The sequence below is a fragment of the Bifidobacterium mizhiense genome, from assembly GCF_020884755.1.
GTDB classification, from domain to species: domain Bacteria; phylum Actinomycetota; class Actinomycetes; order Actinomycetales; family Bifidobacteriaceae; genus Bombiscardovia; species Bombiscardovia mizhiensis.
This window is the reverse complement of sequence record NZ_BPWE01000006.1, coordinates 109,308-121,191: the sequence shown is the minus strand read 5'-3', so window position 1 is coordinate 121,191 and position 11,884 is coordinate 109,308. Positions and strand designations below refer to the sequence as shown.

7 protein-coding genes and 1 rRNA gene are annotated in these 11,884 nt (G+C 58.9%); 3 read left to right on the top strand and 5 right to left on the bottom strand.

Translation table 11 applies throughout. The features are described from left to right. The first annotated feature begins 31 nt into the window (after window positions 1-31). The 3 genes from rrf to LPC22_RS07990 all read left to right on the top strand — a co-directional run bounded on the left by rrf (window position 32) and on the right by LPC22_RS07990 (window position 2,810). Window positions 32-148 (top strand): 5S ribosomal RNA (rrf, locus tag LPC22_RS08000). A gap of 518 nt (window positions 149-666) precedes the next feature. Continuing rightward, complete coding sequence (uhpT, locus tag LPC22_RS07995) at window positions 667-2,061, top strand: hexose-6-phosphate:phosphate antiporter UhpT (protein ID WP_024627497.1); 1,395 nt, start codon at window positions 667-669, stop codon at window positions 2,059-2,061. Next, window positions 2,058-2,810: a tyrosine-protein phosphatase gene (locus LPC22_RS07990; RefSeq protein WP_229133429.1), complete on the top strand. Its 753-nt coding sequence runs from the start codon at window positions 2,058-2,060 to the stop codon at window positions 2,808-2,810. Before uhpT ends, LPC22_RS07990 begins: the two co-directional genes overlap by 4 nt. Window positions 2,811-3,222: 412 nt before the next feature. On the opposite strand, the gene LPC22_RS07985 is transcribed toward LPC22_RS07990, so the two are convergent. The 5 genes from LPC22_RS07985 to LPC22_RS07965 form a co-directional block, all read right to left on the bottom strand. Then, complete coding sequence (locus LPC22_RS07985; RefSeq protein ID WP_229133428.1) at window positions 3,223-3,606, bottom strand: nuclear transport factor 2 family protein; 384 nt, start codon at window positions 3,604-3,606, stop codon at window positions 3,223-3,225. A 127-nt stretch (window positions 3,607-3,733) separates the two neighbouring features. Beyond that, a complete protein-coding gene (locus LPC22_RS07980; RefSeq protein ID WP_229133427.1) occupies window positions 3,734-4,606 on the bottom strand; it encodes a formate/nitrite transporter family protein in 873 nt (290 codons plus the stop codon). A 91-nt stretch (window positions 4,607-4,697) separates the two neighbouring features. After that, window positions 4,698-7,523 carry an ABC transporter ATP-binding protein/permease gene (locus LPC22_RS07975; protein ID WP_229133426.1) on the bottom strand — a complete coding sequence of 942 codons (2,826 nt, stop codon included), beginning with the start codon at window positions 7,521-7,523 and terminating at the stop codon, window positions 4,698-4,700. Window positions 7,524-7,627: 104 nt separating this feature from the next. Next, the gene (locus tag LPC22_RS07970) at window positions 7,628-11,086 is read right to left on the bottom strand and encodes an FtsX-like permease family protein (protein WP_229133433.1); all 3,459 of its coding nucleotides are present in this window, start codon (window positions 11,084-11,086) and stop codon (window positions 7,628-7,630) included. Window positions 11,087-11,088: 2 nt separating this feature from the next. After that, on the bottom strand, window positions 11,089-11,790 hold the full coding sequence (locus tag LPC22_RS07965) for an ABC transporter ATP-binding protein (RefSeq protein WP_229133425.1): 702 nt from the start codon (window positions 11,788-11,790) through the stop codon (window positions 11,089-11,091). Between the last annotated feature and the right edge of the window lie 94 nt (window positions 11,791-11,884).

Sequence of the window (11,884 nt, the reverse complement as noted above, 5' to 3'; positions counted from 1 at the left end):
ACCCGGCAACGGGTTGGCAGAATTGAAGATTCGCGGCGGTCATGGCCTGGGGGAGACGCCCGGTCCCATTCCGAACCCGGAAGCTAAGACCCAGCACGGCAATGGTACTGCACCCGGAAGAGTGTGGGAGAGTAGCACACCGCCGCCACAACACATTGAAAGGCCTCTGATGACACAAGTCACCAGAGGCCTTTACTATATGTCTGCTCATACTCCCCACAAAACGGTCTCTATCAGCAAAATGTACCTCTACATCTAAGACCTACTGCAGCTATATCAGCACGCTTTATGGTGTGGTACAGCCAAGAAACACATGTAGGCCAGTACTACGGATCTGGACTCATATTCTCACCACAGATTAGACAACAATAGTGAAACTTATGTCGGGCACTCTAATGACATTCTGACTTATCTGTTACTGTAGAAGCCGTTAACGGAGGCTTACGCCGCTGATCGGGATTAGCTCAGCAGTTGGCACGCTGCACACTGATCATTAATGTATCTATTACTGATGAAGTGCTTGGTGCATTTAATGAAATTTATCCACGAACTGTGTTTTTAATATACCCTGACACAGTCTAAGAATCTTTGTGTGTCAATACATAAAACGTTGAAACAAATAAGTAAAATGTCAGCTATTGTCCACCATATACAGGGAGGTATTAGATGGCTGACAGGATATTCGATATCCATTTGGACAAACATGTGCCGAAGGCGGCCATACCGGTAGCCGAACAACGACATCTCTGGTTCCGTGAGTTCATGAAACCGTATCTCATGGTCATCATTCTGTACATTACTATGTACCTTGTTCGGAATAATTTTAAAGCGGCGCAACCTTTGATGAAACAGCAGCTGGGCATTACCACCCAGCAGTTGGGCGTAATTGGTTTTGTTTTCTCTGTTGTCTATGGAATCGGAAAAATCGTTGTGGGATATCTGGTCACGGACAAAGACAATAAGAAGATTGCATCTATTATGCTTTTCTGCTCGTCTATTGTGGTCATCTGCATCGGTTTCCTGTTCACCCTGAGTCATGTGCCTATGGGGTGGTTGATCGTTCTATGGGCCTTGAATGGGGTCTTTCAGTGCGCCGGAGGCCCAAGTTGCGCCACAGTGATTTCTAATTGGACGACGAAGACGACATATGGCCGATATTTGGGTGTCTGGAACGCTTCTCACAATATAGGCGGTGGCTTGGCTGGAGTATTCGCCATCTGGTGTGCCCAAACTTTCTTTGGCGGAAAGGTAGCTGGGATGTTTATCATCCCGGGTGTAGTGGCGCTTCTGGTGGCCATTATGTGCTTCCTGGTTGGCAAGAATCGTCCCGAGGATCTCGGGTGGGAACCGTCAGAGAAGATTTTCGATGAGCCTGTCAAGCAGGAAGACGAAGAGTCGCACGATGATACCACTTGGCAGATTTTCCGCCGGTACCTGCTTTCCAACCCTTGGGTTTGGGTGCTTTGTGTCAGCAACGTTTTCGTTTACCTGATCCGTATCGGCATCGACAACTGGGCGCCTCTGCGTGTGACTGAGCAGCTGCATTTCAGTAATCAGGTTGGCGCGCGGACAATCTTCTATTTCGAGATGGGTGCTCTGATCGGATGCCTTATCTGGGGAGTGGTGTCTGACTTCTTAGGCGGCAGGCCCGCCCTGGTATCCACGCTTTGCGCCATCTGCCTGCCGCTCGGAATGGTAGGCTATCAGCTGGGCCGCACACCTGTGGTCATTTACATCTCGCTCTTCTTCTTGGGCATGTTCATCTTCGGACCACAGATGCTGATTAACATCTCCATGCTCAATCAAATTCCCAAGCGAGCCAATGTACTGTCTGGCGGCATGGTCGGTGCATTCGCCTACCTGTTCGGTGACTCCACCGCCAAGGTTCTGCTAGCCAAAATCGCAGATTCCTCGTCCGATGGGCTGAACGTGCTGGGGCATGTGCTGCATGGTTGGAATGACACTTTTATCGTGCTGTATATCGCCATTGTCTGTGCAGTTGTACTTCTGGGCCTAGTGGCCTTGATGGAAGAGAAACGTATTAGAGGAGGTCGTCGATGAACATCACCAATTTCCGGGATCTGGGGGGCATGCGGACCATCCACGGCCGCCGGGTTCGCCAGCACAGGTTCATTCGGTCGGGGCAGCTGGTCGGCCTGGACGAGGCCACCAGGAGAGATTTGGTCGACCGCTACCGGGTGACACAGGTCGTGGACTTCCGCCGGCCCTTCGAAATACAGGAAAGCCCTGATGACCCAATTGAAGGTATCACTTTCACCAACATTGATCTGCTGGGAATGATTGGTGCCCGCAATACCAGCTTGGACGACTTCGCCTCGATCGGTTCGGTCGATCGGGTCAATGACCATATGCTCGGTACCTACCACGACATGGTCCTGAATCCAGGCGCTCAGAAAGGTTTTGGGCGCTTCCTGCGAATCGTCGTGGGCAACACCCAGGGGGCTACGCTCTTCCACTGCTTTGCCGGCAAGGACCGGACCGGGTTCGCCGCGGCCCTGGTGCTCTGGCTGCTGGAAGTGGATGACGACCAGATATTCGCGGACTATCTGAAGACCAACCAAGAGAGGGTCGAGGCCAACAATCAACTGCTGGACCAATTCCGCGCCAAAGGCTTCGACCAGGATTCACTGGATGCACTGGCCGTTGCGCTGTATGTCAAGAAGGAATATCTGATTTACGCCCGCCAACTCATGATCGACGCCTATGGCGACGTCTTTGCCTATGCACGGCAGGCCCTAGGGTTTGGACCAGACCAGGTGGCAGCCTTGCGCGACAACCTGCTGGAGTAATCGGACAAGTCTGAATAGATGCGGACGGGTTATTGGCTTGAGTGCCAACTGTAAGGAGGGCATCGTGCATACATAAGCCCGGGACGGACAGGATTCCGGGCCTCCCGTGGGGCCCTGACCGGTCAATGTTGATCACCAGGGAACCGAGGGGTCCGGTCCATTGTGGAGACGACCATGAATTCAGGAGTGGGTTTCTTTCACACAGACGGATTGCTGAGCAGACCGCGACTATATAGTTAGCAAACCGACATGGAAGCAGCCAGATCCGCTTGGCCGACCATATCAAGGCTGCAGGTGTCTGGATGCTCAAGGTGGATTTGGACTCAGCTTGAAAGAGGTATCCATGGCCCTGGAGCGGTTCCGGCCGTCTCCCCTCCTGGTTTGTTTTCGTCCTTTCTTATGTCACTGGAGGTCAGAAGAGACCATTGCCGTTGCGGGACTGTACGTCTTCCACGTTGTGCTCAATGATGTCCCAGTGCTCAGCCAGCTGGCCGTCCTGCAGCCGGTAGATGTCGCAAACCTTGTTGACGTGGCCGTTCTTTAGCGTGCACTTGAAGAAGACGTAGACCATGTCGTCCTCGCCATTCAGCCTGACGATCTCGATTTGCGGTCCCAGGGACAGGAAGCCCTTGATGAACTCCAGGAATCCCGCCTTCCCGTCGGCGCAGGTGGGGTTGTGCTGAATATAGTCGTCCCGCATGAACCTGTCGATGTTGCTGGTATCTCCGTTGCTGAAGACCTGGTTGTAGAACTCCTGCACCAGGGACTTGTTGGCTGCGGTTTCAGCCTCGCTCATCATGAACCTCCGTTTTCTGCCTGTTTATAGGCTCTTGGGTTTCTTCATGATAGGTAGTTCCGATCAGTCTCGTAAGCGCGTACGAAATCGCGGTGAGCAGATGGACAGTGGCTGAAGGGAAATGGTCTCAGGCCTTGAACCGGCGCTCATCGTTCATGGTGGCGAAGTTCAGACCGATCAGGATGCCGCCACCTATGTAGTTGCCCAGCATGGCCACCAGAACAACCAGGATCGCCTTCCAGGCGTTGATCCGCCCGAAGACGCCCAGGATGAGGAAGAGGGCCGAATCGGCTATCGAGTGCTCGAATCCGCAGAAGGCGAAGACGAAGACGGCCACGACCATGATGATGCACTTGGTAAAGTCGTTGGAAAGCTTGCCGTTGTAGACCATGAGCATGGCGATGTTGATGCAGAAGTTGCACAGGATGCCGCGCACGAACAGGTCGGCGAAGCCCATGGGACCGCCGGAGACGTAGCCGGTCTTGGTTGCCGCGGCCGCCAGCATCTGGTCCAGGGTCGGACCGCTGACGATGGATGAGAAGCGCAGGATGACGGCCACGATCAGGGCTCCGGCCAGGTTGCCCAGAAGGCAGAGGATCAGGATCCGCAGGGAGGCCAGCCAGCCCAGGCGCTTGTGATAGGCGCCTATGGTGACCACCATCATGTTGGAGGTCAGCAGTTCGGAGTTGGTGTAGTAGATCAGGACCAGGGCCCAGCCGAAGGTGGTCGCCGCCAGTACCCGGCCTGCCAGGATCAGGCCATGGTCGGCGGGGTTCTGGCCGGCCTGGCCCATGATGACGAAGAAGGCAGTGAAGAAGATACCCACAAAGAGGCCGGCCATGGTGGCTCGCTGCATGTACTTGCCGGTCAGGGCGCCGCTCATGGTTTTCTTACTCTCGACCACGTCCAGGACGGTGCTGATGAAGGCCCGTCCGGGGAAGAGGGGCTGCCGGTTCTGTTGATCTGTTATCTGATTGGGTTGCTCATTCACGGGGTTCATTATGGCATTCCCGAGTAAAGAGAGATCACCCTTAGGGCCCGACTGTGCGGGAACTCACTTCTTTGCCAGTGCCACCTAGTGCCACTCAGCTTCACTCGGTGCGCAGGGCGGTGGCGGGATCCTGCTTGGCTGCCTTCCGTGAGGGGATCAGGCCGCCGATCAGGGTCAGGACCACGCTCAGAATGACCAGAGCCACGCCACCCGAGGCAGGCAGGGCCGCGTTGACTTCGGTGGTTCCCATGAAGTGATGCATGATGCTGTTGGCCGGAATGATCAGCAGCAGGGTGATGCCCACCCCCAGCAGGCCAGCCAAAAGTCCGATGAGACCGGTCTCGGCGTTGAAGACGTTGGAGACGTTCCGCTTGGAGGCGCCCATGGCGCGCAGGATGCCGATCTCCTTGGTCCGCTCCAGAACCGATATGTAGGTGATGATGCCGATCATGATGGAGGAGACCACCAGCGAGACTCCAACGAAGGCTATCAGCACGTAAGTGATGACGTTGATGATGGTGGTGACCGAGTTCATCATCAGGCCCACGTAGTCGGTATAGACGATCCTGTTCTTCTTTGCGGCCTTGTCATTGTAGTGCTTGATGGAGTCGCCCACGGAATTCTTGTTCTCGAAGCTATCTGTGTAGATGCTGATGCGGGAGGGGGCGTCTCGGGAGATCAGGCCGAAGTCGCTCAGGTTGTCGGCATAAGTGCCGGTGGAGACGTACTGGTTGTAGATGGCGACCAGGGCGTCCTGCGGGGCTGTGGCGATGTACTGGTCGAAGGCCTGGGCTGTCTGCTGCTCGGCTGAGGCCCCCGTGGGGATGCCGGCAGAACCTTGGGCTCTTGCAGCGGCTCCGGCCCGGCCCTGGGCCTCCTGGCCGGCCATGGCTGCCGAGCCCTTCATGATCTCCTGGGCCATGCTGGCCTTCTGTGTAACGCCCAAGGATGCGATGTAGGCCTTGGCATCGTTGGCCTTGGCGGCATCGTCGGCAGGGGCGAAGGCCATCCCGTTGAGGACGCTGTGGCCCTGGTCGGCCTCCTGGTCGGTGACGATGGAGCTGGTCTTGGCCTGGTCGATCAGGTAGTCGGTCAGCTGGCGGGTATACCCGACACCGACCTTGAGGGGCGTGGCCTTGGCTCCTTGGGTGGGACGGACGATGCCGACGATGTGCAGCTGCAGGCCCTGGTCGGCGGCCTTGGTCATCTGGTCGGTGTTGTCGCCGATGTAGTGGTAGTGGCCGTCGGTCCCCTTGGCATATTGGCTCGCGGCGGGCACCAGGGAGAGCTTCTGGTCCATGGCCTTGGCGTATTCGATGGGCTTGGTGTCGACCTTGACCTCCTGGCCGCTGTTGAGCTTGTTCATCATGTCGGTGTACTGGCTGGAGGGGAGGATGCCCAGCTTGTAGAGGCTGGTGACGGGCATCTGGTTGTTCTTGTCCAGCACCAGGACCACCTGATCCTTGGCCTTGGGCCAGGTGCCGTTCACCACCTGGTAGTTGTCGGTCACCACCTTACTGATGGTGGTCTTGGCATCGGCCCCGGGCATGATCTCGCCGAAGATTTCCGGGGCCTTGTTCTTCTCGGTCTTGCCGGTCAGGTAGGACATCTGCATGGATTGGATGTCGCCCATGTCGCTGTCGGTGTTGGCCGTAGCCATCTGGCTGGCGGTGGAGCTGGCGTCGTCCTGCCCATTCATGGTCACCTTGTCTGCAGAGACCAGCTTGCCGTCCGGATCGTGCCCAAAAACCGCGAACTTGGTGGCGTAGGAGTACTGGATGCCCACGGATCCCACATACTGATGAATTTCGCTCTTGGGATTGTCCAAGTATTTTTTGAAGTCTGTTAGGTTGTTCTGGGTAATGCTACTGGTCAGGCTGGAGGCCCCCTTGACGCTGGAGTCGTCCGGCTGGATGGCCTTGAGGTCCTTGTGGGCCTTGGCCTCCTTCTGGGTTTCCTGGGCGGAGTCCACTATCTTGTTTAGGTCGAAGGACTGCTCCTGAATGGTGATGGGGTAGGAGGTCATGGTCTCCCGCTGTATCCTGTCGATGTAGCGGTTGACCCCGGTGGACACCGACAGGATCAGGGCGATACCGATGATGCCGATGGATCCGGCGAATGCTGTGAGTGCAGTTCGCGCCTTCTTGGTTCGAAGATTGTTGAAGCTCAGTGACAGGGAGGTCAGCAGCCCCATGGAGGCCTTGCCGAAGGTGCGGTGGCGTGCCCGGCGGATGGGCACCTGGTCGTCGGGCAGGGGGTCGGAGTCGCTGATCACCGATCCGTCGTGTAGCTCCACAATCCTGGTGGCGTACTGGTGGGCCAGCTCGGGATTGTGGGTGACCATGACCACCAACCGGTCCTGGGCCACCTCCTTGAGCAGGTCCATGATTTGGATGGAGGTCTCGGAGTCCAGTGCTCCGGTGGGTTCGTCGGCCAGGAGGATGCGGGGGTTGTTGACCAAGGCCCTGGCGATGGCCACCCGCTGCATCTGCCCGCCCGAGAGCTGGTTGGGTCGCTTGTTCACATGCTGGCCCAACCCCACCTGCTCCAGGGCCTTCCTGGCCCGCTCCCGCCGCTCCTGCCGGTGCACGCCCGAGATGGTCAGGGCCAGCTCCACGTTGGACAGGATGCTCTGGTGGGGGATCAGGTTGTAGCTCTGGAAGACGAAGCCCACGGTGTGGTTGCGGTAGGAGTCCCAGTCCCTGTCCTTGTATTTCTTGGTGGAGGTGCCGTTGATGATCAGGTCGCCCTGGTCATAGCGGTCCAGCCCGCCGATGATGTTGAGCAGGGTGGTCTTGCCGGAGCCGGAGGGGCCTAGGATGGCCACGAACTCGTTGTCGCGCAGGTTGACGCTGACATCGTTCAAGGCCTGCTGGACGAAGTCCCCCGTTTTGTACTGTTTGGAGATATGTTCGATCTGCAGCACCGTCGCCCTCCGCTTTCTGGATTCTCAATGGCTTTAATGGCATGGACTTATGGACTCTTGGAGTGCCAGCTTACGCCATCAGTATGGGTAAATGTCGATATGGGCTAGTCCACCGACTTGAGGGCCTCCAGCATGTCCACATGCTTGAGCTTGTTGTTGACCATCCAGCCCAGCCCAGCGGTGATGACCGTAATCATGACCAGGGGCACAACGAAGGCCACCCAGCTGATGGAGGGGTCAAAGAGGACGTTGTCCGGCGGGACGGTGGTGATGATGTAGTGGTGCAGCCAGGCCCCGAACCCGTACCCGGCCAGGACGCCGATGGCCGAAAGGAGGATGGTCTCCCGGTAGATGTACATGGTCACCTCTCGGTCGTAGAAGCCCAGCACCTTGATGGTGCTCAGCTCGCGGATCCGCTCCTCCACATTCAGATTGGTCAGGTTGTAGAGAATGACCAGGGCCAGCAGGGTGGCCACGATAATCAGCACCTGCATGATCATGTTCAGGGACCTGACCACGGTGTCGATCTGGCTCATCAGGGTCGTATTCTGCACCACCCCCTGGATCCCGTCGATCCGCATGAAGGAGGCGGCCTGCCTTCTGGTGTTCTCCGCGCTGGAGTCCTTGAAGGTGACCAGATGGGCGTTGGGCGAGAAGTCCTGATGGAAGACGGTCCTGTAGGCCGTTGGGCTCATGAAGACGAAGTGCCCCAGGTACATCTCGCAGATGCCATCCACCCGCATGGTCCTGTCCCTGCCGCCTGAATCCTGCAGGGTGATCCTGTCGCCGGCCTTGGTCCCTGTCAGCTGGGCGATCCGTTCGGAGAGGATCACGCCGTCGCCCTTGAGGCTCAGGGGCTTGTGCCCGGACCGGGTGTCCATGCGGATGAAGTCGTCCAGGTGCTCGGCGCTGGCCGGCGCGATCATGGTGATGGACTGCTTGTCGGCGTTGTGGCCGGCTGTCTTGCTCATTTCCTCGTAGCGCACGTTCAGGGAACGGCTCACATCGGGCTTCTCCAGCCGTTTTTTGATGGATTGGCGCTGGTCGGATGTGGCCTGGCTGTTCTCGGCAGCGATCAGGTCGTAGCGGATCACTTGGCCGAACTGGTGCTCGTTGATGGCCGAGATGGAACCCTGCACGCCGAATCCTGCCATCAGGAGAGCCACCGATCCGCAGACTCCGAAGATGGTCATCAGCATTCGCTGCTTGTAGCGGAAGATGTTGCGGGCGGTGACCTTGTGGGTGAAGTTGAGCCGGTTCCAGATCAGGGGGATGCGCTCCAGGAAGATCTTCGAACCGGCGCTGGGCGGCTTGGGCAGGAGGAGGGCCGACGGCTTCTCGCGCAGCTCCCGCCAGGCGCTCAGGAAGGCTGGAACCACGGCGCTCAGGAAGGCCAGCAGACAGGCCAGAAGGGTGATGGGCAGGTGGAAGCCGTAGTGGATGGGCGGCATGTCGAAAGCATGGGCATAGGCCTGGTAGACGATCCAGGGCAGGAGGGTGTGGCCGGCGATGATGCCCAGGAGGGCGCCCAGGGCTGAGGCCGCCCCGCCGTAAACCAGGAACTTGGCCATGACATCCCGGTCCCTGTAGCCCAGGGCCTTGAGCGTTCCGGCGTTGATCCGCTCCTCGTCCACGAAGCGCGTCATGGTGGTGAAGGTGACCAGGGCGGCCACCAAGTACATGAAGTAGGGGAAGACCTTGGCCAGCGAGTCCACAATGAAGGAAACGGAGGCGTAGACCTTGTAGCCTTCTGAGCCGGGCGCTTCCCGGCGTGAGTCCAAGGCATAGACCGGCTTTTCCAGTCGGCTCAGCTGGTCCGCCGCCTTGTTCAGCTTTTTCTGGGAGTCGTCGATCTTCTTCTGGGCGTCCGGGCTTTCCTTATTGAACTTGTCCAGTTTGGTCTGGTATTCCGCGGTTTTCTGATCCAAGGTGGCCTGGGCCTGGTCGATCTGCCCCTGGGCAGAGGCACGACTGTTGGCCAGCTGCTGCCGAGCCTGGGCCAGCTTGGCCCTGCCCTGGGCCAGCTGTGCTGAGCCCTGATCAAGTTGGGCCTTGCCCTGGGCCAGTTGGCGCTCGCCTTCTTCCACCTTGGCTCTTGCCTGGGTCAGTTCCCGCCGCTTTGCGTCCAGGGTCTGCTGGTTGGCCGCAATCTGGGCCATGCCGGGGGTGAACTGGTTGGTCATGAAGGCATCGCGGCCGGCCTTGGCCTTGGTTGCAAGGGCATCGATTTGCGGTGACTGCCGGTTGAGCTCGGTCAGCTGTGCCTGCAGCCCGGCCTTCTTGCGGTTGAGCTCCTCCTGCTGCTGGGGGGTCAGCCCGGGTGTGGCCAGTTGGGCATCGATAGCCTGAATGAGGCCGGTGACCTGTGCAATGCCTTGTCTGCATTGCTTCTGCGCTTCCTGGGCCTGGGCTACAGCTTGGTCGGCCTGGGCCTTGCCGCCCTCCAGCTGCTGGCGGGAACCATCAAGCTTGGCCTGTCCCTGATCGATGGCCTGTTGCCCCTGGTCGGCCTGTTGCCTGCCCTGGGCCACCTGGTTGACGGAAGACTGGTACTGCTTCTGCTTTCGAGCCAGTACGGCCGAGCTCAGATCCACCTCCTGTTGCCCCTGGTCGATGGCTGCCTGGGCCTGCACCGTCTTGGCGGCTAGTTGGTTCTTGGCGGACTGGATGCTCTGGGCACCCTGGTCCAGATCCTTCCTGGCCTGTTCCAGCTGCTGCCGGTTCCCTTCGAGTTTTTCTTTAGACTGGTCTACCTGGTCTTGCCCCTGGTCCAGTTGCTTCTTCAGGGGGGCCTTGATGGCGTTCAGCCTGGCGGTGGGGCGTCCTGACAGAATCCTGTTCAGGTCGTCCTTGTGGGTCTGCAGGGCTTGGATGTACTGGTCGGAATAGTGATCCCGGATCCGGTCCAGATCCTTGAAGGTCAGGCGGGCGATCATGTACTCGTCCGAGTCGAAGGCCCCGGGCGTGGTCACAGCGTAGGAGTCCAGCGACCCGGATCCGGCTGTGGAGGGCCCCATGTTGACTTTGCTGAGGATCTCGGTTGACTTGACCGTACCCACCACGCGCAGCTTGTGGTGCCTCAAGACCCTCCTGCCCAGCTGGTCGGCCTTCTCATCTACCTGGATGCTGCTGCCGATGGGGTGGCTCCCGGCCAGGGCCGTGTCGACTGCTATCTGGTCCGGTCTGGTCGGCATGGATCCGTCGACCAGACCGTAGGTGGAGATTCGGTTGGGGGCAGAGTAGATGCGCAGGCTCTTGTCGGTCCCCTTGAGCACCACATCCTTCAAATACCCGTATTCGATGCCTGAATTACCAGGGGCGGTGTCGATAGCATCCCGATCCTCCTGGTCCAGCCCGTAGCTGCTGATGACCATCAGATCGGCCAGATGGTGGTTGGACAGGTAGGCGTTGCCGGCCTGCCGCATGTCCGGCCCCGTAACGCTCAGCCCGACCAGGGCGAAGGAACCCAGTGCCACCAGGCAAACGATGGAGATGAATCGTCCCAGGGACTTGCGCAGGGAGACCCGGATGTCGTGCCAGAGCACCCTCCTGACAGGCTGCATCCTCACCACTCCACGTTTTCGATGTCTTCGGGGCTGTCGTTGGTCTGCACGGCCTGGACCCGGGCGTCGTGCATGCGGATGACCCTGTCGGCGATGGGGGCGATGGCCGCGTTGTGGGTGACGATGACCACGGTGGCGCCCTTCTTGCGGCACTGATCCTGGAGGATGCGTAGCACTTGCTTGCCGGTCCGGTAGTCCAGGGCCCCGGTGGGCTCGTCACAGAGCAGGATCTTGGGGTTCTTGGCCACGGCCCGGGCGATGGCCACACGCTGCTGCTCCCCGCCGGAAAGCTGGGCGGGGAAGTTGTCGATCCGGTCGCCCAGGCCCACGTCGACTAGGGTCTGGACCGGGTCGGCAGCGTCGTCCACGATCTCCGAGGCCAGCTCCACGTTCTCCCTGGCGGTCAGATTGGCCACCAGGTTGTAGAACTGGAAGACGAATCCCACGTCGTAGCGGCGGTAGGTGGTCAGCTGCCGGGCGTCGTAGCCGGCGATGTCCTTCCCGTCCACGATCACCTGGCCCTCATTGCAGGTGTCCATGCCGCCCAGGATGTTCAGCACGGTCGACTTGCCGGCCCCTGAGGCACCCAAGATGACCACCAGTTCGCCCTTTTCGATGGAGAAGGTGACCTTATTGTTGGCCACGATGGTCGTTTCGCCGGTCACATACCGTTTCGTCTCTCCGATGACGTCGATATAGCCCATCATGCCCTCTCGTAACCCTGGCTGTGCGGCGGGGCCGTCCGACGCGAGGGACGCCCCCTGATGCTCTTTTCCCCACTACTGTATACGTTCGCGG

Coding starts and splice junctions, on each gene's coding strand:
- LPC22_RS07970 (WP_229133433.1), bottom strand. CDS start 11,086: ATGCAGCCTGTCAGGAGGGTGCTCTGGCACGACATCCGGGTCTCCCTG.
- LPC22_RS07985 (WP_229133428.1), bottom strand. CDS start 3,606: ATGAGCGAGGCTGAAACCGCAGCCAACAAGTCCCTGGTGCAGGAGTTC.
- LPC22_RS07965 (WP_229133425.1), bottom strand. CDS start 11,790: ATGGGCTATATCGACGTCATCGGAGAGACGAAACGGTATGTGACCGGC.
- uhpT (WP_024627497.1), top strand. CDS start 667: ATGGCTGACAGGATATTCGATATCCATTTGGACAAACATGTGCCGAAG.
- LPC22_RS07980 (WP_229133427.1), bottom strand. CDS start 4,606: ATGAACCCCGTGAATGAGCAACCCAATCAGATAACAGATCAACAGAAC.
- LPC22_RS07990 (WP_229133429.1), top strand. CDS start 2,058: ATGAACATCACCAATTTCCGGGATCTGGGGGGCATGCGGACCATCCAC.